Origin of the sequence: Bradyrhizobium sp. CCBAU 051011, assembly GCF_009930815.1 — a bacterium.
GTDB lineage: Bacteria > Pseudomonadota > Alphaproteobacteria > Rhizobiales > Xanthobacteraceae > Bradyrhizobium.
Genome location: NZ_CP022222.1, coordinates 4840452 through 4866309 on the forward strand (window position 1 = coordinate 4840452; position 25858 = coordinate 4866309).

The window sequence follows — 25858 nt, forward strand, 5'->3', positions numbered from 1 at the left end:
TAACAACGCTGCCGATCAACGGCAGCCGCAGAAGGGCTGAGGAATGACGTCTGCAGGATTAGCCGTCCGACCTGCGGCCGACGCTGCCGCCTACCGCGCGGTCGAACACATCTACCATTCCTATCTCACCGGGCTGATCCTGATGCTGGCCTCGCGGGCCGGCGCGCCGCGCGCCGCCGAGGTGGTGTTCCGCACCTTCCGGCGGCAGCAACTGGCGCGCTTCCTGCCCGGATTGAAGAAGCTCGGTCTCGACAAGCTCCCGCATGCGGTCGCCTGCGCGCAATATCACTATCTCTCGAACCAGGTCGGCGGCGTGAAGGTCGAGTATGTCCATGAGAGCGACAGCAAGGCCTGGGTGCGCTATCCGCCGCCGCGCTGGATCTGGTCGGGTACCGCGATCTGCGGCATTCCTTCCGAAGTGTCGCGGGCGATGCTGCGCGGGTGGCACGCCAACAACGGCGTCGTGCTCGGCAATCCCAGGCTCGGCTTTGTCTGCACGGGCCAGACCGTCGACGGCCAGCCAGGGCTGGAAGGTTACTACAAGGAGTGGGATCGCGAGCTCGCGCCGGAAGAGCGGCTGCAGTTTTCCCCCGGCGAGCGTTGCCCGCCGTTTCGCGCCGATCGTGCGCCGCGGCTGCCGGAGAACACATGGCCGGAGGAGCGGCTGCAGAAGGTGCTGCGCAATTATGCGATGGAGTACGTCACCTCGATCGTGCCTGAGACGATCAGGGTGCTCGGCCCAGAAGAGGGCGGCCATCTCGCCGGCGCCGCGGCGCGGCTCGTCGGGATGCACACCTTCGACGACGTCGCTGCGTTATTGGGCGGCGTGGAAGCGGGAGCGGCGGGTTTCGCCAAAGCCTTCGCCCGGCTCGCGAGGGGGCAGGACGATGACGCGGAACTGCAGGTGGAAGGCTCGACTGCGACCGTGCGCCAGACGTCATGGCGTCTGATGGCGGAACGTGAAGCGCTGTCGCCTGCCGTGTTCGACGCCTGGAACGAATTGTGGGTGGGAGCGGCGCTTGCGCATGATCGCTTCATGCGTGTCGAAGTAACGCAACGCCGCGACCGCGGTGACCCCTGCTGGCAGTGGAAGTTCGGCTAACGAGCTACACAAATGAAAAATGGCGGCGCTGGACGCCGCCATTCGCGCTGCCTCGAAAGGCTGTATCAGGTTCTCGTCATCGTGATCTTGACGCCGCGGATCTCACCCTTGGAGTCGATCTGCACGGACTGCTTGTTGCCGGTGGTGCGCAAATTCAGGTTGGCCGCAAATCCGGAGGCCTCGACGAACACCTCGATCTGGCCGCCACCTGCGGTGCCCTGCAGATTGCCGAAGATATTGCGGCTCTTTTCGCTCCAGTTGCCGGAGATGCGGTCACCCTGACTGGTGACGTCGCTCGACAGGTCGAATTTGTAGCTGTCGCTGGCGCAGTGCAGATTTTGCTTCAGGCCAAGCCCGTTGGCGTTGACTTTGTAATCGGCCTTGCAGCGGATGTTCTCGGTGGTGCCGTTGGAAAGCGCGACCGTGCCGGTGCCGCTCCAGTTTCCATCAAAGCCGGCAAACGGGCCGCCCGCCTGGGCATGGCTTGCGGTGACCGACAACATGAGCGCGGCGCCGACGCCGGCCGCTGCGAGAGCCTGACCGAGCAACCTGGAACCAAATAGTTTCATCGTGAGTTTTCCCATCAAATAGACGTTCTTTTGCAAAGATACGTCTCGCCGCATCGAAGATTTAGTGTTCCCGCAGTATCTTAGGTTCAAATGACGGCGGTGCCGTTTCCACCGGTTGCGGCAGGAAAATGGGCACAGGCAGCCGAATGGAATCGATCGTTCGCATCGGCACCGTCGCTGCAGCATCTAGCTTTGCGCCGCGTCGTCTGCAATATCCAATTGCTGGGCGGCTGTTGCAAAAATACACGTTAAATATCAGTTGGTTATTTAACGTGCTGAAGTCGTCGTCGATGTCGCCGCAAATTTGGCCGCATTTGCCCTGCTTGTCGTCGGCACGCTGCTGCGCTACGCGGCACCTGCCATCCCACAAAATCCCCCCGGCGATGCCGAAACGCAAATCGGGAACAGGATTTCATGCTGCCGAAATGAAGGAATACGATGCGTAAATCTCTCCTGGCCCTCACCTTGTTATCGATCTCGGTTTCGTCGAACGCCGCCTTCGCCCAGCAACAGCGCAGCGGAACGGCGGAGGAGCAGAAGGCCTGTACGCGCGATGTGCAGAAGTTCTGCCGTCCGGTCATCGATCAGGGCGATCTGACGATCCTGGCGTGCCTCAAGGAGAATCGGCCCAAGATCAGCCCGGCCTGCAACCAGGTTCTCAAGAACAACGGCCAATAAGACGCTCCAGCGTCCGTTAACCCTCGCGGCAGAGCCATTTTCCGGCTCTATGACGCGCGTCACGGGCGGGGCTAATCAGCCCATATAGCATTGGTTTTGGCTGCGGATTCCCCTATATGGGGCCCGCAATCACCTTGCATGCGCCGAAGCATCGGCGCATGCGGCCAATCCCGATTGATGTAGCCAGTTCCTGATGACCACCGCGAGCGACCTGCGATCCGGAAAGACCGACCGCGACGAGAATTTTCCGGTCGCGTCATGGATCATTCATCCGCGTCACCGGGCGCTGATTCTTGCATTCTATAATTTCGTCCGGACGGCCGACGACATCGCCGATCATGCCGAGCTCAGCGCAGACGAGAAGCTGCGCTATCTCGATCTGTTCGAGGCCGAGCTACTGGGCAAGGGCGATACGCAGAAGGAAGCGGTCATCCTGCGCCAGGCTCTTGCCGAGCGTTCAATGGCGCCGCGGCACGCGCTCGACGTGCTGGTGGCGTTCCGGATGGACGTCACCAAGCTGCGCTACGAGAACTGGGACGACGTCATTCACTATTGCCGCTATTCAGCCATGCCGGTCGGCCGCTTCATGCTCGATGTCCATGGCGAGAGCACCTCGACCTGGGCCGCATCCGACGCGCTATGCGCGGGCTTGCAGATCAACAACCATTTGCAGGACTGCGGCAAGGACTACAGGAATCTCAACCGCGTCTACCTGCCGCGCGACGCACTGGCCGCCAGCGGCGCCACCGTCGAGATGCTGGGCGAGGCGAAGTCGCAGCCGGCGCTATTGCAATGCCTTCATGCGCTCGCGGTGCGCACCGAAACCCTGCTGAATGAAAGCAAATCGTTGAGCGCCGAAGTAAAGGATTTCCGGCTCGGGCTGGATATTTCCGTAATCCAGGCATTTGCCGACCAGATCGTCGGCATGCTGAAGGTGCGCGATCCGCTCAGCGAGCGCGTGCATTTGAGCAAGCTGGAGTTGCTCGGCCATACCTTCGGCGGCATCGCGGGCGAGATTGCCCGCCGCGCGGTGGGACGCCGCCCGCTCTCGAAACCGGCGGCCGGCGCATGACGGTGCAGACGGCGGCGGCCAACGCAGATTACGGCACCACCGCGTCGGGCAGCTCGTTCTATGCCGCGATGCGCATCCTGCCCCGCGACCAGCGCGAGGCAATGTTCCAGATCTACAGCTTCTGCCGGCAGGTCGACGACATCGCCGACTCCCACGGACCGCGACCGGAGCGGCTCGCCGCGCTCCAGCAATGGCGCGACGACATCGACGCTCTCTATCAGGGCCATCCGCCGCCGCGCCTGCAGGATTACGCCGCATCCGTCAAAGCCTTCGGCCTCAAGCGCGAGGATTTTCTCGCGATCGTCGACGGCATGGAGATGGACGTGCCGCAGGACATCCGCGCGCCGGACCTCGCCACCCTCGATCTTTATTGCGACCGCGTCGCCAGCGCCGTCGGCCGCCTGTCGGTACGCGTGTTCGGCCTGCCCGAGGAAGACGGCATCCTGCTCGCCCACCATCTCGGCCGCGCGCTGCAATTGACCAACATCCTGCGCGACATCGATGAAGACGCCGGCCTCGGCCGTCTGTATTTGCCCCGCGAAAGCCTGCTGCTTGCCGGCATCACGACCGACGATCCGCAGCGCGTGACCGTCGATCGCGCATTGCCGAAAGTTTGCCTGGCGCTGGGCGAGCGCGCGAAAAAGCATTTTGAGAAAGCCGACGAAATCATGAAACGCAATTCGCGGCGCGTCGTGCGCGCGCCGCGGATCATGTCGAAATATTACCGCGTGATTCTGGACCTGTTGCTGGCGAGGGGCTTTGCCCCTCCGCGCGAGCCGGTCCGCGTCCACAAATGGGCGAAGATTGCCATCCTTCTCCGTTACGCGATCATCTGATGCAGAAAAACGCTCATATCATCGGCGCCGGCATTTCCGGCCTTTCGGCGGCCGTGCGGCTCGCCAACGCCAATTACCGCGTGCATGTGCACGAGGCCACGCAACAGGCCGGCGGCCGCTGCCGTTCCTATTTCGACGCGGCCACCAATCTCACCATCGACAACGGCAACCATCTGTTGTTGTCCGGCAATAGCCATGCACGGGCCTATGCCAGGTCGATCGGCACCGAGGCCGGGCTGGTCGGGCCGAAGCTGGCGCAGTTTCCCTTTGCCGACATCTCAACAGGCCAGCGCTGGCTGCTCGACCTCGGCGATGGCAAACTGCCGCTGTGGGTGTTCGACGAGGCGCGCCGTGTTCCCGATACCGGGCTGCGCGACTATCTCGCCTTGATGCCGCTGATTTGGGCGGGCACCGGCAAACTGGTCGGCGACACGATCCCCTGCAAGGGCACGCTGTACGACCGGCTGGTGCAGCCGCTGCTGCTGGCCGCGCTCAATGTCGATCCGCCCGAGGGCTCGGCGGGCCTGGCCGGCGCAATTGTGCGGGAAACGCTGCTGGCGGGCGGGCAGGCCTGCCGGCCGCTGATCGCGCGCGATGGCCTCAGCGCGGTGCTGGTCGAGCCCGCGATCAAGCTGTTGCAGGACAAGGGGGCCTCGGTCCAGTTCGGCCATGAGTTGCGCGAGTTCGCGATGACGGGGAACGCCGTCGGCGAACTGAAATTCGGCAGCGACACGGTTGCACTTGGTCCCGACGATGTCGTGGTGCTCGCGGTGCCGCCGCGACCCGCGGCATCGCTACTGCCAGGCCTGAAGACGCCGACAAAATTCCGCGCCATCGTCAATGCGCATTTCCGCTACGATCCGCCGAAGGATGCGGCGCCGATTCTCGGCGTCGTCGGTGGTCTCGTTGAATGGCTGTTCGCGTTCCCGCAGCGGCTGTCGATCACCATCAGCAATGGCGATCGGCTGGTCGATATGCCGCGCGAAGAACTCGCGCTGGCGATCTGGCGCGACGTCTGCAAGGCAGCCGGCCTGCCGGCCGAATTGCCGCTGCCGCCCTGGCAGATCGTGCGCGAACGCCGTGCTACGTTCGAGGCGACGCCGGAGCAAAATGCGCTACGGCCGGGGGCGGTGACTTCATTCAAAAACCTGTTTCTCGCCGGCGACTGGACCGATACCGGGCTGCCGGCAACCATCGAGGGATCGGTGCGGTCGGGTGACCGCGCCGCCGATCTGGTCCTGGCGAGGTCTTGAGGCCTGGCCGGACGTGCGTGACCGGCTTCACAGAGCCTGTCGCGAAGATAGGGATGTATAGCGAAATGCTTGCCATCGACAAAACCATCGCAGCCGATTCCGTCGCGACAGTAGATCCCGTCGCGCTGGAGAGGAGCATCTCGTCGGCGACCGAAGCGCTGCTGGGCTATCGGCAATCCGATGGACACTTTGTGTTCGAACTGGAGGCCGACAGCACCATTCCTTCCGAATATATCCTGCTGCGGCACTATCTCGGCGAGCCCGTCGACAGCGAACTCGAAGCCAAGATCGCCAACTATCTGCGCCGCACGCAAGGCAATCATGGCGGCTGGCCGCTGGTACAGGACGGCCCGCTCGACATGAGCGCCAGCGTCAAATCCTATTTTGCGCTGAAGATGATCGGCGATTCCGTCGATGCGCCGCACATGGTGCGCGCGCGCGAGGCGATCCACAGCCACGGCGGTGCTGCCCGCGTCAACGTCTTCACGCGGTTCTTGCTCGCTTTCTACGGCGTGCTGAGCTGGCGAGCGGTGCCGGTATTGCCGGTCGAGATCATGCTGCTGCCGATGTGGTCGCCGTTCCATCTCAACAAGATTTCCTACTGGGCGCGCACCACGATCGTGCCGCTGATGGTGCTGGCGGCGCTGAAGCCGTTGGCGAGGAATCCCAAGGGCGTCGGCATCGACGAACTGTTCCTGCAGGATCCCAAATCGGTCGGCATGAACAAGAAGGCGCCGCATCAGAGCTGGGGCTGGTTCACGCTGTTCAGTACGCTCGACAAGATCCTGCGCGTGGTCGAGCCGCTATTTCCGAAAAAGCTGCGCCAGCGCGCGATCGACGCGGCGCTTGCGTTCACCGAGGAGCGGCTGAATGGCGAAGACGGCATGGGCGCGATCTATCCGCCGATGGCCAACATCGTCATGATGTATGACGCGCTCGGCAAGGATGCCGACTATCCGCCGCGCGCGGTCACCCGCAAGGGCATCGACAAGCTGCTGGTGATCGGTGAACACGAGGCCTATTGCCAGCCCTGCGTCTCGCCGGTGTGGGACACCGCGCTGACCTGCCACGCGCTGGCGGAGGCCGGCGGCGAGGATACGCTCAAGAAAATGAAGGATGGCCTCGACTGGCTGAAGCCACGGCAGGTGCTCGACCTCAAGGGCGACTGGGCGGCAAAGGCGCCCGACGTCCGCCCCGGCGGCTGGGCGTTCCAGTACAACAACGCCCATTATCCCGACCTCGACGACACCGCCGTGGTGGTGATGGCGATGGACCGGACGCGCCGTCAGTCCGGCGGCAAGGAATATGATACGGCAATTGCGCGCGGCCGCGAGTGGATCGAGGGCCTGCAGAGCCGCGATGGCGGCTGGGCCGCTTTCGACGTCAACAATCTCGAATACTATCTCAACAACATCCCGTTCTCCGATCACGGCGCGCTGCTCGATCCGCCGACCGAGGACGTCACCGCGCGCTGCATCTCGATGCTGGCGCAGCTCGGCGAGACCGCCGAGACCAGCAAGTCGGTCGCGGACGGGATCGCCTATTTGCGCCGCACCCAGCTCGCGGAAGGGTCATGGTACGGCCGCTGGGGTCTGAACTACATCTACGGAACCTGGTCAGTGCTCTGCGCGCTCAACGCCGCCGGCGTCGACCACCAGGATCCGATGATGCGCAAGGCTGTGGATTGGCTGGTTTCGATCCAGAACAAGGATGGCGGCTGGGGCGAGGATGCCGTCAGCTATCGCTTGGACTACAAGGGATTCGAGGATGCGCCGTCGACGTCCTCGCAAACGGCATGGGCCTTGCTTGGATTGATGGCGGCCGGAGAGGTGGAGAACCCGGCTGTCGTGCGCGGCGTGGAGTACCTAAAAGCCACACAGACCGAGAAAGGGCTTTGGGACGAGGCGCGTTACACGGCTACAGGCTTTCCGCGGGTGTTTTATTTGCGGTATCATGGCTACTCGAAATTCTTTCCGCTCTGGGCGCTGGCGCGGTATCGGAATTTGAGAAGCACCAACAGCAGGGTGGTAGGGGTCGGGATGTGACTTGGGGGGCGGGGGCCGCCGCGATTGCGGACAATCAGATTGATCGTGATTCGATCGATGCGCGGCCGGTTTTGATTGTTACAGGATTGGTGCAGGAAGCCCGCATCGCGGCCGGGCCCGGCATGATCGTAATCTGCAGTTCCAGCGATCCGCAGCAATTGCGCGCACTGCTGGCAACGCTGGATTCTACCACTTTCAGAGGTGTCATTTCATTCGGCGTCGCTGGCGGGCTCGATCCGTCGCTGAAGTCCGGCGACGTGGTGGTGGCGACCGAGGTTCTGGCCGGCGATACCCGTTTTCTGGCTGGTCTGGCGCTGAACGAGGAAATGATCGCGCATGCGGCACTTCGTCGCCGGCGCGTCGTCCGCGGCGTTCTTTCCGGCGTGGAACAGGTGATCGCGGCGACCGCCTGCAAGGCCGCGCTGCATTCGGAGACGGGCGCAGCTGCCGTCGATATGGAGAGCCATATTGCCGCAGCCTATGCGGCCGAGGCCGGCTTGCCGTTCGCGGCGCTGCGCGTCATTTCCGATCCGGCCAGCCGGGCGCTTCCCGCGATCGCCATGAACGCGATCAAGCCGAATGGCGACATCGACCTCGGCAAGGTGCTGCGCGGGGTAGCGCGCAATCCGACCTCGTTGCGCGCGCTGGTCTCCACCGGACTGGATTTCAACCGCGCGCTACGCTCGCTGCGCGGCTGCCGCGGCTTTCTGCATGGCGAGAGCCTTGCCATGGCGGAGGCCTGATCTGCCGCGGCTTTGGGCTTTAGGATTTCGAAGGGCGTCAAACAAAAGAAAGGGCCTCGGTTCATTCAGGAACCGAGGCCCTAATCTTTTGCTCATCCCGCTCAAGCGGCGGTGGAAGCCTTTTCCTGCTGCTTGGCGGCGGCGGCAGCCGCCTCGTCGCGGCGGATTTCCGACAGTTTCTTCTGAACCTGTTCGGAGAAGATGTATTGCGCCGGGCGCTGCTTGGAGAGATCGATCTCGGGCGCCATCGGACCGGTGGTGCGGACGCCCCTGAGCGCCACCCACATCGCCTTGAGCGGGTTGTTGAGCGCCGCGGTGGCCGCGGTTGGCTCGTAGCCGCAATGCGCCATGCAGTCAGCGCACTTTTCGTAACGGCCGGTGCCGTAGGAATCCCAGTCCGTGGTCTCCATCAGCTCCTTGAAGGTCTTGGTATAGCCTTCGCCGAGCAGGTAGCACGGCTTCTGCCAGCCGAAGATGTTGCGCGCCGGCATGCCCCACGGGGTGCATTCGTAGGACTGGTTGCCGGCGAGGAAGTCGAGGAACAGGCCGGAATGCATGAAGTTCCACTTCTTGCCCTTGCCGAGCGCAAAGACGTCGCGGAACAGCTTCTTGGTCTTGGTGCGGTTGAGGAAGTGGTCCTGGTCCGGGGCGCGCTCATAGGCGTAACCCGGCGACATCGAGACGCCGACCCCGAGCTCGGTCGTGAGGTCGAGGAATTTGGCGATCTCTTCCGCCGGATGGCCGTCGAAGATCGTGGCGTTGACGTTGACGGTGAAGCCGCGCGCCTTCGCAGCCTTGATCGCGGAAACCGCGCGGTCGAACACGCCCTTCTGCGATACCGCCTTGTCGTGATGTTCCTTCAGGCCGTCGAGATGCACCGAGAAGAACAGATACGGCGAGGGCTCGAACAGATCGAGCTTCTTTTCCAGAAGCAGCGCGTTGGTGCACAGCGAGACGAACTTCTTGCGCTCGACCAGACCGCGCACGATCTCGCCGATCTCCTTATGGATCAGAGGTTCCCCGCCGGGGATCGCCACCATGGGCGCGCCGCATTCGTCGGCCGCATCCCAGCATTCCTGCGCGGTCATGCGGCGGTTGAGGATCGCATCGGGATAGTCGATCTTGCCGCAGCCAACGCAGGCGAGGTTACAGCGGAACAGCGGCTCCAGCATCAGCACGAGCGGGTAGCGTTTCCGGCCAAGCAGCTTCTGCTTCATGAGATAGCCGCCGATACGCATTTCCTTGAAGAACGGTATTGCCATTGAGGGATTTTCTTTCTGAACTTGCAGTCTGGACTTGAGGGTCCAGACTTGGAACTTGTGAAGCAGATCAGCCCGCAGTCAGTTCGGCTGGAAGCCGGAATTCGATGTTCTCCTCCCGGCCGGGAAGCACCGATACCTTGACGGGTCCGATACGCCTCAGAGCCTCGATCACGTCGTCTACCAAAACTTCGGGCGCCGATGCGCCCGCCGTAATACCGACCGCCTTTGCATCCTTCAGCCAATCGGGATTCAACTCGCTCCCGTCGGCAATGAGATAACTCGCGACCCCGACCTCGGTGCCGATTTCGCGGAGCCTGTTTGAGTTGGAACTATTGGCGGCCCCCACCACCAAGATGACGTCCACCAGCTTGCTCAGATCCCTTACCGCAGATTGGCGGTTCTGTGTCGCATAGCAGATATCCCGGATGTCGGGGCCTTGAATATCTGTAAATTTGGCCTGAAGGGCGGCGATTATGTCCTTGGTGTCGTCCACGCTGAGGGTGGTCTGGGTAATATAGGCCACCGGGGCGTCGGTCGGCAGCGTCAGCGCCGCCACCTCGTCGACGTTCTGGACCAGTAGAACCGGGCCTGGAACCTGGCCCATGGTTCCCTCGACCTCGGGGTGGCCGGCATGCCCGATCAGGACCAGGGTCCGGCCCTTGGACATATACCGTTTGCCCTGATTATGGACCTTGGTGACCAGCGGGCAGGTGGCATTGAGGACGGGCAGGCCGCGGGCGGCGGCCTCTTCCTCGACGGTGCGAGCGACGCCGTGGGCGCTGAAGACGGTTACCGCCAGCGGCGGAACCTCTGACAGGTCCTCGACGAAGATCGCGCCCTTGGCCTTCAGGCTTTCGACCACGTATTTATTGTGCACGATCTCGTGCCGGACATAGACCGGCGGACCGTACTTCTCGAGCGCACGCTCAACGATTTCGATGGCACGCACGACGCCCGCACAAAATCCGCGGGGCTGCGCTAGATACACTTCCATGGGATGTCCATTACTCAAGTTGCACCAGGTCCTGAATTCGCAAATTCACCCGAGGGTCTCCGTGCAGCCGGTCACATTCGGATTGCAATATCCGCACCACGACCGGAACCCGTAGGTAATCCCCACCCAAGTAGATGGAAGCGCAGGACTATGTGTCAAAAATCGTGCAGATAGAAAAGGGTGGATCGCGCAATGGTTACTAATATTTGGTAACTAAATACCGAAAAAGCGGATTCGTGAACTGCGGTTCCTCGCCGGTTCGCCACTTTATCGCCCATCGGAAAAGGCTATACCGGCGCCCTGAACGCCTGTTCCGGTCTGTGCTGGCGGCTTGGCTTGAACCCGCAGACGGGTAACCAAAACAACATTAGATCGGCTACGGGAACTCCGCTAGACAGCGGGCGTTTTCGCCCAGCTCTCTCCTTGAGATTTAGAAAGAAACGAAGTGCTGACCAGTATTGTCGTCTCGATTGTCAGAACCTGTACGCGGTTTGCCACTCTCGTCGTCATCGTCTCGCTGCTACTGGCAGTCGGGGCGAGCTACTATGCCGCCCAGCATTTCGCCATCAACACCGACATCAACACGCTGATTTCGCCCGACCTCGACTGGCGCAAGCGCGACCAACAGTTCGAGCAGGCGTTCGACCGCGAAAAACTGATTCTCGCCGTCGTCGAGGCGCCGACGCCCGAACTCGCCAGTGCCGCGAGCAGGGCGCTTTTCACAAAGCTCTCCGGCGACACCAAGCATTTCGAATCCGTGCAGCCGCTGGGCTCCGGCGAGTTCTTCGAAAAGAATGGGCTGTTGTTCCTCCCCGTGGAGGAAGTCGGCAAGGTCGCAGGCCAGCTCGAAGCCGCAGCCCCCCTGATCGAGATCATGGCCGGCGATCCCTCGATCCGCGGCCTGACCGGCGCGCTGGAAACAGGCCTTGCCGGCGTCAAGCGCGGGCAGGTCAAGCTCGACAATACCGAGCGGCCCTTCAATCTGATCAGCCAGACAGTCGAGGATATCCTCAACAAGAAGCCGGCGACGTTTTCCTGGCGCGAGCTCGTCAGCGACAAGCCGTTGACCGATGCCGACCGCCGCGCCTTCATCGAGTTCAAGCCGAAGCTCGATTACAGCGAGCTCGAACCCGGCAAGGACGCGACCGACGCGATCCGGCAGGCCGCCACCGATCTCAATTTTGCGGGCCAGTACGGCGCCCGCGTGCGGCTGACCGGCCCGGTTCCGATCGCGAATGAGGAATATTCGACCGTGCAGGACGGCGCGATCCTCAACGGCGTCGCCACCGTTCTCATCGTCCTCGTCATCCTCTGGATGGCGCTGCACTCGGGCAAGATCATCTTCGCGGTGTTCGTGAATCTGTTCATCGGACTTGCGGTCACCACCGCCGTCGGCCTGATGATGGTAGGATCGCTGAACCTCCTGTCGATCGCCTTTGCCGTGCTGTTCGTCGGCCTTGGCGTCGATTTCGGTATTCAATTCAGCGTTCGCTACCGTTCCGAGCGTTTCAAGAACAACGAAGATTTGGCCGAAGCACTGGAGAGCGCTGCCAGGCGTTCGGCGGTCCCGCTCTCGCTCGCCGCGATGGCGACCGCGGCCGGCTTTCTCTGTTTCCTGCCGACCGACTACAAGGGCATTTCCGAGCTCGGCAAGATTGCTGGCGCCGGCATGCTGATCGCGTTCCTCACCAGCATCACGGCCCTGCCGGCGATGCTGAAGCTGCTGCACCCGCCCGGCGAAAGCGAGCCGGTCGGCTACGCGTTTCTGGCGCCGGTGGACGAATTCCTCGAACGGCACCGCGTCATCATCGTCGCCGGCACGCTGCTTCTGGTCGTGGCCGGCCTCCCGCTGCTCTATTTCATGAAGTTCGACTTCAACCCGATCAACCTGCGCAATCCGCACGCTGAATCGATCGCGACCTTCCTTGACCTGCGCAAGGATCCCAACACCGGCGCGAACGCCATCAACGTGCTGACCAACTCGGAAGCGGAAGCGAAAAAAATCTCAGCGCGGCTGGAGAAGCTGCCGGAAGTTCTTCGCGTGATGTCGATCGACAGTTTCGTGCCTGAAGACCAGCCGGCCAAGCTGCAGTTGATCGGCAAGGCGGCGAGGGTGGTGGGCCCTGCGCTCAATCCCGATTCGGTCGATGCGGCGCCATCGGATGAAGAGAATGCGGAAGCGCTGAAGAGCTCGGCCGATGCCTTGCGCAAGACCGCCGGCGACGGCAAGGGCCCGGGCGCCGTTGCCTCACGGAGATTGGCGGATGCGCTGTCGAAGCTTTCCGGCAGCGACCAGGCGACGCGCGACAAGGCGCAGAACGTCTTCGTCGCCCCGCTCAAGATCGTGTTCGACCAGCTCCGCAACACGATGCAGGCCGGACCGGTGACATTGAAGACGCTGCCGCCGGAATTGCTCAATAGCTGGAAATCCAAGGACGGCTTGATCCGCGTCGAGGCGCTGCCGAAGGGCGACCCCAATGACAACGACAATCTGCGCCGCTTTGCCGATGCGGTTCTGGCCGCGGAGCCGAACGCGATCGGCGGGCCGGTCTCGATCCTCAAATCCGGCGACACCATCGTGAAGGCGTTCATTCACGCCGGCATCTGGGCATTGCTGGTGATCAGCCTGTTGCTGTGGCTGACGCTGCGTCGAGTCTCCGACGTGCTGATGACAATGGTGCCTTTGTTGGTGGCCGGCGCGGTGACGCTGGAGCTCTGCGTGCTGATCGGGCTGCCGCTCAACTTCGCCAATATCGTAGCTCTGCCGCTGCTGCTCGGCGTCGGCGTCGCCTTCAAGATCTATTACGTCGTGGCCTGGCGCGAGGGCAGAAATAATCTGCTGCAGTCGAGCCTGACGCGCGCGATCTTCTTCTCGGCGCTGACGACAGCGACCGCGTTCGGAAGCCTGTGGCTATCCAGTCATCCCGGCACCGCCAGCATGGGTAAATTGCTGGCGCTGTCGTTCATCATCACGCTGGCCGCGGTGCTGCTATTCCAGCCGGCGCTAATGGGCAAACCGCGCGATGTCGGGGAGTAGGCAGATATCGCCGATGTCGGCGGGCTGTGCGGCCGCCTGCTTCTGACCGGGCGCGGCCTTCGGCGCAGGATTCGCGGGCGCCGGGTTCGCCGTGCCGGTGGTCTTCGGTGCCGCGGGCGCAGGAGCCTGCGCCGCAGTCGCTGGTGCAGTGCTCTTGGGCGCGGCGCCGGGCGCTCCCTTCGGCGCACCCTTGGCCATGCTGTTGGCAGGGCTTGAGGGAATCGGCGGTCCGACGCGCGTCCAGGTCTCGCCGCCGCAGAGGAAGCCGAGCACACAGCCCTGAATCTCGAGCTGGTCGGTGCCGACAGGCTTGATCGTCGAGCTGTAGAGCTGTCCGTCCTTGGCGTTGTAGACTTGGCCCTCCCAGGCGTCGACGCCGGGCTTCTTCTTCATCTCGATCAGGATCGGCATGCCCAGGGTCGGCCGGCTTTGCTTGGCGACGTCCGGATTGTTCTTGTCCTTGCCGCCCGGCTGCTTCTCCCAGGCCACCACGCCCCACATGTTGCCGCTACATTGGGCGACGCGAATGTTGGCTACACCATCGGCTACTTTCCAGTCACCGGTGGGATCGGCGGCCAGCGCCGCATTAACACCTGTGGCCAAAAAGATCCCCGAATAAACTATTGTACGCGCGACGCTTCCTGGGCAGTGCAACATGGTCCAAACCTATGTTTAAGTAGATGATCCAAAGCGGGGGTCAAAACGCCGCATTGGGCGTTTTCAGTTGACGAAACAGCCATCAACCGACGTATGTAGCCGATGCCAGATTCATATCTAGACGTTTCCGAGCTGTTTGTTGAGCGGCAGGCGCAGCGCAGTTCCATGCATGCGCGTCATCTCAACGAGCAACTCGTCCGGGTGCTGAAGACCATCGGCTACGATGTGGGCTTTCAGAAGGGTCAAGGTCAATACCTGTTCGATCGTGACGGGGCCCGCTATCTCGATCTACTCAGCGGATTTGGCGTTTTTGCGATTGGCCGGAATCATCCGGCATTGCGTCAGGCGCTGAAAAGCGTGCTCGATGCCGATTTTCCCAATCTGGTGCAGCTTGACGTCTCCACGCTCGCCGGCGTGCTCGCGGAACGCCTGCTAGAACATGTTCCATATCTGGACAAGGTGTTCTTTGCCAATTCCGGCGCCGAAACCGTCGAGGCTGCGATCAAGTTCGCGCGCGGCGCGACCGGCCGTCCCGGCATTGTGTCCTGTTCCCACTCGTACCACGGATTGACCTACGGCGCGCTGTCGCTGATGGACGATGCGAACTTCCGAAGCGGATTCGAGCCGCTGTTGCCCGGGTGCACGCAGATTCCCTTCAACGACCTTGAGGCACTGGATCGAGCGTTGTCCTCGCGTCAGGTCGCGGCTTTCATCGTCGAGCCGATCCAGGGCAAGGGCGTCAACCTGCCTACCGATGAATTCCTTCCCGGTGCGCTCGCGCTCTGCAAGAAATACGGCACCATCTTCATCGCCGACGAAATCCAGACCGGAATCGGCCGCACCGGAAAATTCCTCGCGGTCGAGCACTGGAATGTCGAGCCAGACATGGTGTTGCTTTCGAAGGCGCTGTCGGGCGGCCACGTGCCCGTCGGTGCGCTACTCACGCGCAAGTCGATCTTCGACAAGATCTTCAGCCAGATGGACCGCGCCGTCGTGCACGGCTCGACGTTTTCGAAGAACGATATGGCGATGGCTGCCGGGATCGCGATGCTTGATGTGGTCAAGCAGGAAAAGCTGGTCGAGCAGGCCGCCAAGCGCGGCGCCGAGCTCCGCCTTGCGCTGACCCGCATGGTGCCGGGCTATGAACTATTGAAGGAAGTGCGCGGCAAGGGGCTGATGATCGGCATCGAATTCGGCCCGCCGAAATCCCTGAAGCTGAAGGCTTCTTGGAATCTCCTGGAGACCGCCAACAAGGGCCTGTTCTGCCAGCTCATCACCGTGCCGCTGTTCAAGGATCACAAGATCCTGACGCAGGTTTCCGGCCACGGCAGCCACACCATCAAGCTGCTGCCGCCGCTCGTGATCACGGAAGAAGACTGCGCCTGGATCGAGAAGTCGTTCGACGACGTCATCGCCGCCAGCCACAAGGTGCCCGGCGCGATCTGGTCGCTCGGCAAGACGCTGGTCGACAACGCGGTCAGGAAGTCGGCGTAGGAAGTAGCCGGATGGAGCGAAGCGCAATCCGGGGATATCTCGCCGGCCGATGATTCGTCCCGGATTTCGCTGCGCTTCATCCGGGCTACAATCTTCTCGGAGGCGATCATGGTCAACATCACCGGCGGCTGTCATTGTGGCGCCATCCGTTACGAGATCGCGGGCGAACTCATCGTTCATGCGCTGTGTCACTGCACCGATTGCAGGCGTCATGCCGGCGCTCCGCTGGTCGGCTGGACCATGTATCCGGAGAACGCGCTCAAGGTGACGAAGGGCGCACCGAAGCTCTACGAGTCCTCCGAACATGGCCGGCGGCAATTCTGCGCCGACTGCGGCACGGGTCTGTTCTACACCAACGCGAACATCCTGCCTGGCATCGTCGACATTCAGAGCGGGACCTACGACGATCCCAATGCCGTTCCGGCGATGATGCACATCCAGACCGCAGAGCGGCTTCGCTGGATGGAGCGCGCGCACGAATTGCCGACCTTCGAGCGTTATCCCCCGCAGACGTAACATGCAGATTTCGTAGGGCGGATTGGCGAAAGCGTAATCCGCCGCGATCTCGCCGCACGGGCGCATGTCGGCGGATTATGCTGCGCTAAATCCGCCCTACAGTTTCGCCGCGCAAAAGCGAAAGCGTTGCGCCAATCGTTTCATTTGTAGACGAATATTCTGCGCATTGTCGGCAGAGGATATTTTCGCGCGCTCACGCCGCCGCGCATATTGGCGCACGACTTTTCACATCGCGGTGAGAGCCCTCGCACGGCTCTCCGCTTTTGCGCTGCGACACCCAATTGGGTGGGGTGACTTCATAGCAAGAGGATCCCACCGATGACCAAGTCGATCCCAACCCTCGCCGCCGCGTTTCTGATGACCGCGATCGCAACGCCCGTGTTCGCGCAAGCCGCGATCCAGGAGCCCGGGGCGTATTCGTTCTATCATCCCAATGCCGACGTGCTCGGCGGCCGGCCGGCGTACCGGTCGTTCGATCAATCGAACGCCTATTACAATTCCAATGCCTATTACGGCGAGGGAGTGACCACGCCCGAACCGCGTGTGCGGCAGAGGTCGACGAGGCACTATCGCAGGGCGCAGTAGCGTCAGAGGTGGCGCGGATGAACCAACGGCGCGCATTCGCGCGGCCGTTGGTAAAGAGCTGGGTGATATTCTGAGCTGCCGTCATCATCGCCTCCCTTTTTCGAGCTCTTGAGCACGTTCGATGATTTTCAGCATTGTCGCGTCGAAGTAATTAATCACGCGATCAGTCAGGCAGCGTGAAGGATCGGCTTCGGCCGAACAGAAACTAACTTCCGTTGGGAATTCATGGTGTGCCCTTGGAATGTCGCGATGGTAGGGGCCTTCCGCAGCGGTGTCCTTGTAGTAGCTGTGCATGATCAACGAGATGACCAGCCGGCGGGGGTATTCGGGGTCGAAAACCGCGCGCGCATAGAACTGGAGGCTCAACTGCCGCGGCTCTCTCGCGCGTTCCCTAAAGCACTCCGGTCCCGCGATGACTGGATAGCTAAGTCCGAGCGTTCGCAAGCGCTCTTCGATGGTACGCGTGACGTTTTCATTGACCGTTGCACGTGCAGAGCGTTGAAAGACCTCCGGCTCCGCCGAAATCTCAACCGTGCTGCACAGACTGCGAAACGGACCGGTTCGGTAGATCGATTCTGCCGATGACGTCGACGCGTACACAGTGAGAATCATTGCGATCAGCGCGCTTATGAAACTTTTGGCATGATGCGCTGTGACTTCGTTCAGTCGCCTCATTGGATCCTACGTTTCATTTTGAAGCCACCGTCAAGGTGGCTGCGCCGGTCAAGTTTGAGTTGACGAGTTAAGCAACCTAAGATTGATGACGCTTTCGCGATGTCAATAGTGCGTTCTTGTCGCACATTGCCGCAAAGTAAAAAATTCATTATCGCTCGTGATCTAATGATCGGTGCAATTCGCGTCCGAAAGAGCGTCGATGACGTGATAACGGCGCGTGTCTGGCGGCTTTCGCGCTCAAGCGGCCAATCAGCGCCCATCCTCCAAAATCATCCGCGCGCCCTTCTCCGCAATCATCGCCGTCGGCGTATTGGTATTCCCCGACGTGATCGTCGGCATCACCGAGGCATCGGCCACGCGAAGTCCGGCAATCCCATAGAACCGCAACCTTTCGTCGACCACCGCCATCGGGTCGTTCGCGGTGCCCATCTTCGCAGTCCCCACGGGATGGAAGATCGTGGTGCCGATATCGCCGGCAGCCTTTGCCAATGATTCATCGTCGTCGCCGACGCTCGGGCCCGGCAGGTATTCCTGCGGTCGATACCGTTCGAGCCGCTTCTGCTTCATCAGCCGCCGCGTGGTGCGGATGGCGTCGGCGGCGACCTGGCGGTCGTCGTCGGTCGAGAGATAATTCGGTGCGATCGATGGCTTGTCGTCCGGCGTCGCCGAGCGGATACGCACGGTGCCGCGCGAGGTCGGCTGCAGGTTGCAGGCGCTGACCGTGATGGCGGGAAAACGATGCAGGGGGTCGCCGAACTTGTCGAGCGACAGCGGCTGCACGTGAAACTGGATGTTGGCGCGTTCGCGATGCGGATCGGAGCGCGTGAAGATGCCGAGCTGCGAGGGTGCCATGGTCAGCGGTCCACGGCGGCGGAAAGCGTAGTCGAGCCCCATCATCCCGCGCCGGACCAGCGACCAGTAGGTCTCGTTCAGCGTGCGCACGCCCTCAACCTTGTAGATCGCGCGCTGCTGCAGATGGTCCTGCAGATTGCGGCCGACACCCGGTCTGTCGAGCCTCACATCGATGCCGAGCGGCGACAGCCACTCGGCGGGGCCGACGCCGGAGCGATGCAGCACCTGCGTCGAGCCGATCGATCCCGCGCACAACACCACTTCGCCCCTGGTGCGGGCCTCGATCACCTCATTGCCCTGCAGGAAGCGCACGCCGACCGCGCGTCCCTGCTCGACGATCAGACGGTCGACCAGCACATGCTTTTCTAGCCGCAGATTGCTGCGGTTCAGCACCGGCTTGAGGAAGCCGCGCGCGGACGACCAGCGCCGGCCGCGCTTCTGGTTGACGTGGAAATAGCTGACGCCCTCATTGTCGCCGGTGTTGAAATCGGCAATGCGCCTGATGCCCATTTCCTCGGCGGCTTCGCCGACCGCGTCGAGCACGTCCCAGGACAGCCGCGGCGCCTCGATGCGCCAGCCTCCGCCGGCGCCGTGATGTTCGCTTTCCCCGAGGAAATGGTCCTCCAGCCGCTTGAACAGCGGCAGGACGTCGTCATAGCCCCAGCCGGTCAGGCCGAGCTGCCGCCAGTGATCGTAATCGGCGGATTGGCCGCGCATCGAGATCATGGCGTTGATGGCGGAGCAGCCGCCGATCACCTTGCCGCGGGGATAGGCGAGCGACCGGCCGTTGAGCCCGGGCTCCGCCTCGGTCCGAAACATCCAGTCGGAGCGGGGATTGCCGATCGCGAAGAGATAGCCGACCGGGATGTGAAACCAGATCCAGTTGTCGTTGCCGCCGGCCTCCAGGATCAGCACGCGATTTTTCGGATCGGCCGACAGCCGGTTGGCCATGATGCAGCCGGCAGTCCCTGCACCGACCACGATATAGTCGAAATCGCCTTCAAGCCGTTTCGGCATTTCTCAGCTTCCACCCATCGACGCCGTCATGCCCGGACTTGTTCCGGGAATCCACGCCTTCTTGGGCGTTTATTAGTCAGACGTGGATGGCCGGGACAAGCCCCGGCCATGACGGCTCGGACGGGAGGTCTGCCAGCAGAGTGCGTTGGTTGGACCGCCCCTTGCATGCTACAGGGGCAGAAGCGTTCAATCCGGAAAGCCTGCTATCCCCATGCCCATCGTCAATCGTGTCGCCGAGTTTCAACCCGACATCCAGGCCTGGCGCCGGGATATTCATGAACACCCGGAATTGCTCTACGAGGTGCACCGCACTGCGGCATTGGTGGCAGACCGGTTGCGGGAATTCGGCTGCGACGAGGTTATTACCGGTATCGGCCGCACCGGCGTCGTCGGCGTCATCAAGGGCAACAGGCCCGCTGGCAATGGTGACGTGAAGGTCATCGGGCTGCGAGCGGACATGGACGCGCTGCCGATCGAGGAGGCGACCAATCTGCCTTACGCGTCCAAAACGAAGGGCAAGATGCACGCCTGCGGCCATGACGGCCACACCGCGATGCTTTTGGGGGCCGCGCGCTATCTCGCCGAGACCCGCAATTTCGCAGGCAATGCGGTCGTGATCTTCCAGCCGGCCGAGGAGGGCGGCGCGGGTGCCGTCGCCATGATCAAGGACGGGCTGATGGACCGCTTCGGTATCGAGCAGGTCTACGGCATGCATAACGGTCCCGGCATTCCGGTCGGCTCGTTCGCGCTGCGGCCCGGCCCGATCATGGCCGGAGGCGATGCCGTCCTCATCAAAATCGAGGGGCGCGGTGGGCACGCCGCGCAGCCGCACCAAAGCATCGATTCCGTCCTTGTCGGCGCGCAGCTGATCACGGCGCTGCAGTCGATCGTGTCGCGTAGCGTCGATCCGCTGGAATCTGCCGTCATTTCGATGTGCGAATTTCACGCCGGCAACGCCCGCAACGTGATTCCGCAAACCGCCGAGTTGAAGGGCACCGTCCGTACCCTGAACGGCGAAGTGCGGGATCTGGTGGAACGGCGGGTCCGCGAGGTCGTCGCCGGCGTGGCGCAGATCACCGGCGCCAGGATCGATCTGACCTACGATCGCGGCTATCCGGTAACGGTCAACCATATCAGGCAGACAGATGTCGCGATGCGGGCAGCCAGAGAAATCGCCGGCGATGCCAATGTGCAGGAGATGCCACCGCTGATGGCCGGCGAAGATTTCGCCTTCATGCTGGAGCAGCGGCCGGGTGCGCTGATCTTCTGCGGCAACGGCGACAGCGCAGGGCTGCATCACCCCGCCTACAATTTCAACGACGAGGCGATCGTGTTCGGCACGTCTTACTGGATCAGGCTGGTCGAGAACACGCTGGCCGCGTGACCCGTCCAGGTTCGGCTTTCCAACCGTGCTCCAGGTGGGGATGGGGGCTCTGCGGCAGGCGGTTGGGTGGACCGCCGCTTGCATGCTACAAAAGCCTTACGCGTTCCAAACTGAGGTTCGAGAATCCCATGCCTATCGTCAACCGCGTCGCCGATCTGCAACCCGATATTCAGGCCTGGCGCCGCGATATTCATGAAAACCCCGAATTGCTGTACGACGTCCACCGCACCGCAGCATTCGTGGCGGATCGCCTGCGCGAATTCGGCTGCGACGAGGTGGCTACCGGCCTCGGCCGTACCGGCGTCGTCGGCGTCATCAAGGGCAAGCAGCCCGGCAAGGGCGAGATCAAGGTGATCGGGCTCCGCGCCGACATGGACGCGCTGCCGATCGAGGAGGCGACCAACCTTCCCCATGCCTCCAAAACGCCGGGCAAGATGCACGCCTGCGGCCACGACGGCCACACCGCGATGCTTTTGGGTGCAGCGCGGTACCTTGCCGAGACCCGGAATTTCGCCGGCAACGCGGTCGTGATCTTCCAGCCGGCCGAGGAGGGCGGGGCCGGCGCCGCCGCCATGATCCAGGACGGACTGATGGACCGGTTCGGCATCGAGCAGGTCTATGGCATGCATAACGGACCCGGGATTCCGATCGGCTCCTTCGCCATCCGGCCCGGCCCGGTAATGGCCGCGACCGACTCGATCGACATCAAGATCGAGGGCCTCGGCGGCCATGCCGCGCGCCCGAACAAATGCATCGATTCCGTCCTGGTCGGTTCGCAGCTCATCACCGCGCTGCAGTCGATTGTCTCGCGGACAATCGATCCCCTGGAGTCGGCGGTGATCTCGATCTGCGAGTTCCATGCCGGCAACGCGCGCAACGTCATTCCGCACACCGCCGAACTCCGCGGCACCGTGCGGACACTGACGGCGGAAGTGCGTGAGACGGTCGAGAAGCGGGTCCGCGAGGTGTGCGAGGGCGTGGCCAAAATGACCGGCGCCAAGATCGATCTGATTTACGAGCGTGGCTATCCCGTCACCAACAATCACGCCGAGCAGACCGAGTTCGCGACGCAGGTGGCCAGGGAAGTGGCCGGCGCCCAGAACGTCCATGACATGCCGCCGCTGATGGGCGCGGAAGATTTTTCCTACATGCTGGAAGCGCGTCCCGGCGCGTTCATCTTCTGCGGCAACGGCGACAGCGCGGGTCTCCATCACCCCGCCTATGATTTCAACGACGAGGCGATCGTGTACGGCACCTCGTACTGGATCAAGCTGGTCGAGAACAAGCTCGCGGCGGCGTAGAGGTTCTTCACCCTCGATCGCATGTGAAGTTTGACCGCACATCAAGGAAGGCCCGTATCTCCAGTGCGGGCCTTCATTATTTTCCGTCCGGCGCGACGCTCGATATCTGAGCGAAGTGATCACCCCGAACACGGCGGCGTCGCCGATCCGCAGCACGCCGGCCGGGCTCAGCACGTTGATGGCGCCGACCGTGAAGCGGCCGCTCAATAGCGCTCCGGTACGTACATTTCGGCTGGAACCGGCGCGCGGCTATATTCGGGGTTGCGAACCCGCGCCGGCAGAACCACCCGCTCCTGCTTGATTTCCTGGTAGGGAATTTGTTCGAGCAGATGCGCGATGCAGTTCAGCCTTGCCTTCTTCTTGTCGTCGGCTTCGACGATGTTCCAGGGAGCTTCCGGAATGTGGGTACGCTCCAGCATCGCTTCCTTGGCCTTGGTGTATTGCTCCCAGCGGCTGCGCGATTCCACATCCATCGGGCTGAGCTTCCACTGCTTGAGCGGATCGTGGATTCGCATCGTGAAGCGCAAATACTGCTGTTCGTCGGTGATGGAGAACCAGTACTTGATGAGGATGATTCCGGAGCGCACGAGCATACGCTCGAATTCCGGCACCGACCGGAAGAATTCTTCAACGTCGTCTTCGGTGCAGAAGCCCATGACGCGCTCGACGCCGGCGCGGTTATACCAGCTACGGTCGAACAGCACGATCTCACCGCCGGCCGGCAAATGCGAAACATAACGCTGGAAATACCATTGCGTGCGCTCACGCTCGTTCGGCGCCGGAAGCGCCGCGACGCGGCAGACCCTCGGATTGAGTCTCTGGGTGATGCGCTTGATGACGCCGCCCTTGCCGGCGGAATCGCGCCCCTCGAAAATCACCACCACCTTGAGCTTGTGGTGCTGCACCCAGGTCTGCAATTTTACCAGTTCGCCCTGCAGACGGAATAATTCCTTGAAGTAGACGCGCCGATCGATCGTTTCTTCTTCCGTATGGTCGGCAAATTCATTGGTCAGTGCATCGAGACGATCGTCGTCGATTTCAAGTTCCAGTTCCTCATCGAAACTATCAAGCATTTCCGCCTGAATGCGGTCGTGGATGGTGCCATCCGGCGGCTTTTTGGTCATGGCGGGCTCCAGCTGCAGAGCTGTTGGGGTCGTGTGATGTATGAACGTCGATGTCCTGCCGTATCATCAGTCAGGGCACTAGCGGAAAGCAAAAGGCCGGAGTTTGGTTCCGGCCTTCCGCTACCCGTCGAGGCTGCTGCCTGTGTGGCAGCGACCCTACCGTACCGACCCGATACTCAGAACAGATTCGAGAACAGCACGTAGAGGCCTGCCGACAGGCAGATCGCGGCCGGCAGCGTCAGCACCCATGCCATCAAGAGATTGCGCACAGTCGCCATCTGCAGGCCCGAACCGTTGGCCGCCATCGTGCCGGCGACGCCGGATGACAGCACGTGGGTGGTGGAAACCGGCAGGCCGAACACGTCGGCGACGCCGATCGTGGAGGCGGCAACCAGTTCGGCGGACGCACCTTGCGCGTAGGTCAGATGCGACTTGCCGATCTTCTCGCCGACGGTGATGACGATGCGCTTCCAGCCGATCATGGTGCCCAGCCCGAGTGCGATCGCGACTGCGATTTTGACCCAGAGCGGGATGAACTTGGTGGCTGAGTCGAGCGAGGCCTTGTAGGCCTTGAGGGTGTCGACCTCTTCCTTGTTCAGGTCGTTTTCCTTGTCCTTCATCAGGAAGCGGATCGCCTCCGACGTCAGGTACATGTCGTTGCGGGTGTTGCCGACGGCTTCGGCCGGCACCTTGTTCAGCGAGCCGTATTTCTGGACCTGGTCACCGATGTCCTTCACCAGCACGGCCAGCGAGGGATAGGTGCCTTCGCTGATCTTGCGGGCAGAAACGTATTGCGTCACCGCAGGGCGCGGATCGCCGATGATGCTGTGGCCGGCGCCCCTGGCGGCGATTACCTTGGAGGCGGCCTCCGAGGTCTTCTGGAATTGCACCACCTGCGATTCCGGCAGCGCGCGGTTCAGCGCGTAGGCGGTCGGCACCGTGCCGATCAGGATCAGCATGATCAGGCCCATGCCCTTCTGGCCATCGTTGGAGCCGTGCGCGAAGCTGACGCCGGTGCAGGTCGCGATCAGGATGCCGCGGATCCACATCGGCGGCGGCTTGTTGTCTTCGGGCGCGGCATAGAGCGCGGGATTGCGGACGATGAACTTCAGCGCCAGCAGCAGGATCGCCGCCATGCAGAAGCCGAACAGCGGCGAGAGCAACAGCGCGTAGCCGATCTCGGTCGCCTTGGTCCAGTCGACACCCGAAGTGCCGTCGCGGCCGTGCATCAGCGCGTTGGCGATGCCGACGCCGATGATCGAGCCGATCAGCGTGTGCGAAGAGGAAGCCGGAAGGCCGAAATACCAGGTGCCGAGGTTCCAGACGATCGCGGCAATCAGCAGCGCGAACACCATTGCGAAACCGGCGCTGCTTCCGACCTGAAGGATCAACTCCACCGGCAGCAGCGAGACGATGCCGAAGGCGACCGCGCCGGAAGATAGCAGCACGCCGAGGAAATTGAAGAAGCCTGACCACATCACGGCGAATTCCGCCGGCATCAAGTGGGTGTAGATCACGGTCGCGACCGCGTTGGCGGTGTCGTGGAAGCCATTGACGAATTCGAAGCCGAGCGCGATCAGGAGGGCGACGAACAGCAGGATATAGGGCAGGTAGGCCGTGACCCGCATGCCGGTCGCGTCGATGTCGACGTAGATGCTATAGGCAACGTACAGCAGCCCGGCGGCGAGGATGCCGCAGAACAGGATCAGGGTCAGCGGATTGAACCCCTTGTCGAGGTTCGGCCGCGAAGCCGGCTGGGCAGGCGTTGCGTCGCCGATCGTTGATTAAGAGCGATATCGGTCATTCTGACACCCCGTCGAAATCGGCTGAGAGGCGGGCATTTTTGACCGAGGCACTTGAAGGTTAGATGACACGGGCGACCGGCAGCGCCGCTGAAGTTTGATCGCACATCAAGGAAAGCCCGTATCTCCAGTGCGGGTCTTCACTATTTTCCTTTGAACCGATTTATGATGCGCGGATCCAACCAGGCGCTCCTGAATTGCTTATCGGTTCAGCGGTTTGGCCGATGATCTGCACGCGAAAATCTCGTCGTCCCTGTCGGCGGACGTTCATTTCATCCGTCCTTGGAACGAAAGCGGCCGTGCGCACGCTGGCCATTTGGAGGAAGGAGCCCCGATGAAGGTCACACAACATCTCTGGTTCGCGAAGGACATGGAGGCCGCGATCGGCTTCTACACCTCGCTCATCCGCGGTTCGTCGGTGCAGTGGGTTTCGGCCCTGCCGGCCGAGAGCCCGAGCGGTCCCGCCGGCAGCGTCAAGATCGCGGGCTTCACCCTGGGAGACCAGCGCTACATGGCGATCGAGGCGGGCCCGCTCGATCCGTTCAACCACAGCTTCTCGATCATGGTGGAATGCGACACGCAGGCCGAGATCGACCGCTTGTGGGACGCCCTGAAAGAGGGCGGCAAGATCGAGCAATGCGGCTGGCTGCAGGACCGCTGGGGCCTCTCCTGGCAGATTGCACCCAGACGGCTCGGCGAGTTGATGAGCGATCCCGACCCTGCAAAAGCCAGGCGCGTTGCGGAGGCAATGCTGAAGATGGTCAAGTTCGATATCGCAGAACTGGAGGCCGCGGCGAGGGGCTAGGCCATCTCACCAGGCTGCTGATCCGGCGCCTGTACGGTTCCGGCCGATGGACCGC

General features: G+C 62.3%; 23 protein-coding genes. 15 read left to right on the forward strand and 8 right to left on the reverse strand.

Annotated elements, in window-relative coordinates; all coding sequences use genetic code 11:
* Positions 1-43: 43 nt before the first annotated feature.
* Entirely contained in the window at positions 44-1102 is a 1059-nt protein-coding gene (locus ACH79_RS22605; RefSeq protein ID WP_161852976.1) for a hypothetical protein, read from the forward strand.
* A gap of 65 nt (positions 1103-1167) precedes the next feature.
* Here the strand turns inward: ACH79_RS22605 and ACH79_RS22610 are convergent, their stop codons facing one another.
* A complete protein-coding gene (locus tag ACH79_RS22610; protein WP_161852977.1) occupies positions 1168-1671 on the reverse strand; it encodes a hypothetical protein in 504 nt (167 codons plus the stop codon).
* A gap of 146 nt (positions 1672-1817) precedes the next feature.
* Between ACH79_RS22610 and ACH79_RS22615 the strand changes: the two genes are divergently transcribed.
* The 7 genes from ACH79_RS22615 (at position 1818) to ACH79_RS22645 (ending at position 8298) form a co-directional block, all read left to right on the forward strand.
* A complete protein-coding gene (locus ACH79_RS22615) occupies positions 1818-2117 on the forward strand; it encodes a hypothetical protein (protein WP_161852978.1) in 300 nt (99 codons plus the stop codon).
* Positions 2110-2349, forward strand: a complete 240-nt coding sequence (locus ACH79_RS22620) for a hypothetical protein (RefSeq protein ID WP_161852979.1) — start codon at positions 2110-2112, stop codon at positions 2347-2349. The genes ACH79_RS22615 and ACH79_RS22620 overlap by 8 nt, the downstream gene beginning before the upstream one ends.
* A 193-nt stretch (positions 2350-2542) precedes the next feature.
* Positions 2543-3421, forward strand: coding sequence for a squalene synthase HpnC (hpnC, locus tag ACH79_RS22625; RefSeq protein WP_161852980.1), 879 nt, complete (start codon positions 2543-2545; stop codon positions 3419-3421).
* Positions 3418-4257, forward strand: a complete 840-nt coding sequence (hpnD, locus tag ACH79_RS22630) for a presqualene diphosphate synthase HpnD (protein ID WP_161852981.1) — start codon at positions 3418-3420, stop codon at positions 4255-4257. Before hpnC ends, hpnD begins: the two co-directional genes overlap by 4 nt.
* Positions 4257-5510 (forward strand): hydroxysqualene dehydroxylase HpnE, encoded by a 1254-nt coding sequence (hpnE, locus tag ACH79_RS22635; protein ID WP_161852982.1) that lies wholly within the window; start codon positions 4257-4259, stop codon positions 5508-5510. The genes hpnD and hpnE overlap by 1 nt, the downstream gene beginning before the upstream one ends.
* A 65-nt stretch (positions 5511-5575) precedes the next feature.
* Complete coding sequence (shc, locus tag ACH79_RS22640) at positions 5576-7555, forward strand: squalene--hopene cyclase (protein WP_161856498.1); 1980 nt, start codon at positions 5576-5578, stop codon at positions 7553-7555.
* Positions 7552-8298, forward strand: coding sequence for a phosphorylase (locus ACH79_RS22645; RefSeq protein ID WP_371419261.1), 747 nt, complete (start codon positions 7552-7554; stop codon positions 8296-8298). Before shc ends, ACH79_RS22645 begins: the two co-directional genes overlap by 4 nt.
* 101 nt (positions 8299-8399) lie before the next feature.
* On the opposite strand, the gene hpnH is transcribed toward ACH79_RS22645, so the two are convergent.
* A complete protein-coding gene (gene hpnH / locus ACH79_RS22650; protein WP_161852983.1) occupies positions 8400-9560 on the reverse strand; it encodes an adenosyl-hopene transferase HpnH in 1161 nt (386 codons plus the stop codon).
* 67 nt (positions 9561-9627) lie between these two features.
* On the reverse strand, positions 9628-10554 hold the full coding sequence (gene ispH / locus ACH79_RS22655; RefSeq protein ID WP_161852984.1) for a 4-hydroxy-3-methylbut-2-enyl diphosphate reductase: 927 nt from the start codon (positions 10552-10554) through the stop codon (positions 9628-9630).
* Between the two features lie 445 nt (positions 10555-10999).
* On the opposite strand from ispH, the gene ACH79_RS22660 reads away from it, so the two are divergent.
* Positions 11000-13591, forward strand: a complete 2592-nt coding sequence (locus ACH79_RS22660; RefSeq protein WP_161852985.1) for an MMPL family transporter — start codon at positions 11000-11002, stop codon at positions 13589-13591.
* Here ACH79_RS22660 and ACH79_RS22665 read toward each other — a convergent pair.
* Positions 13559-14248, reverse strand: a complete 690-nt coding sequence (locus ACH79_RS22665) for a DUF2147 domain-containing protein (protein ID WP_161852986.1) — start codon at positions 14246-14248, stop codon at positions 13559-13561. The genes ACH79_RS22660 and ACH79_RS22665 overlap by 33 nt on opposite strands.
* A gap of 102 nt (positions 14249-14350) precedes the next feature.
* Here ACH79_RS22665 and hpnO point away from each other — a divergent pair, with 102 nt between their 5' ends.
* From hpnO to ACH79_RS22680, 3 genes are all read left to right on the forward strand, one after another.
* The gene (gene hpnO, locus ACH79_RS22670; protein ID WP_161852987.1) at positions 14351-15742 is read left to right on the forward strand and encodes an aminobacteriohopanetriol synthase HpnO; all 1392 of its coding nucleotides are present in this window, start codon (positions 14351-14353) and stop codon (positions 15740-15742) included.
* Positions 15743-15850: 108 nt separating this feature from the next.
* A complete protein-coding gene (locus ACH79_RS22675) occupies positions 15851-16258 on the forward strand; it encodes a GFA family protein (RefSeq protein WP_161852988.1) in 408 nt (135 codons plus the stop codon).
* A 318-nt stretch (positions 16259-16576) separates the two neighbouring features.
* Positions 16577-16843: a hypothetical protein gene (locus tag ACH79_RS22680; protein ID WP_161852989.1), complete on the forward strand. Its 267-nt coding sequence runs from the start codon at positions 16577-16579 to the stop codon at positions 16841-16843.
* Between the two features lie 84 nt (positions 16844-16927).
* On the opposite strand, the gene ACH79_RS22685 is transcribed toward ACH79_RS22680, so the two are convergent.
* Entirely contained in the window at positions 16928-17518 is a 591-nt protein-coding gene (locus ACH79_RS22685) for a hypothetical protein (RefSeq protein WP_161852990.1), read from the reverse strand.
* A gap of 249 nt (positions 17519-17767) precedes the next feature.
* Positions 17768-19387 carry a GMC family oxidoreductase gene (locus tag ACH79_RS22690; RefSeq protein ID WP_161852991.1) on the reverse strand — a complete coding sequence of 540 codons (1620 nt, stop codon included), beginning with the start codon at positions 19385-19387 and terminating at the stop codon, positions 17768-17770.
* Positions 19388-19598: 211 nt separating this feature from the next.
* Between ACH79_RS22690 and ACH79_RS22695 the strand changes: the two genes are divergently transcribed.
* The gene (locus ACH79_RS22695) at positions 19599-20771 is read left to right on the forward strand and encodes a M20 aminoacylase family protein (RefSeq protein WP_161852992.1); all 1173 of its coding nucleotides are present in this window, start codon (positions 19599-19601) and stop codon (positions 20769-20771) included.
* A gap of 128 nt (positions 20772-20899) precedes the next feature.
* Positions 20900-22072 (forward strand): M20 aminoacylase family protein, encoded by a 1173-nt coding sequence (locus ACH79_RS22700; protein ID WP_161852993.1) that lies wholly within the window; start codon positions 20900-20902, stop codon positions 22070-22072.
* A 203-nt stretch (positions 22073-22275) separates the two neighbouring features.
* On the opposite strand, the gene ppk2 is transcribed toward ACH79_RS22700, so the two are convergent.
* Complete coding sequence (gene ppk2, locus ACH79_RS22705; RefSeq protein WP_161852994.1) at positions 22276-23196, reverse strand: polyphosphate kinase 2; 921 nt, start codon at positions 23194-23196, stop codon at positions 22276-22278.
* Positions 23197-23372: 176 nt separating this feature from the next.
* Entirely contained in the window at positions 23373-24974 is a 1602-nt protein-coding gene (locus tag ACH79_RS22710; protein ID WP_202639323.1) for an inorganic phosphate transporter, read from the reverse strand.
* 358 nt (positions 24975-25332) lie between these two features.
* On the opposite strand from ACH79_RS22710, the gene ACH79_RS22715 reads away from it, so the two are divergent.
* The gene (locus ACH79_RS22715) at positions 25333-25803 is read left to right on the forward strand and encodes a VOC family protein (RefSeq protein WP_161852995.1); all 471 of its coding nucleotides are present in this window, start codon (positions 25333-25335) and stop codon (positions 25801-25803) included.
* Positions 25804-25858 lie beyond the last annotated feature (55 nt).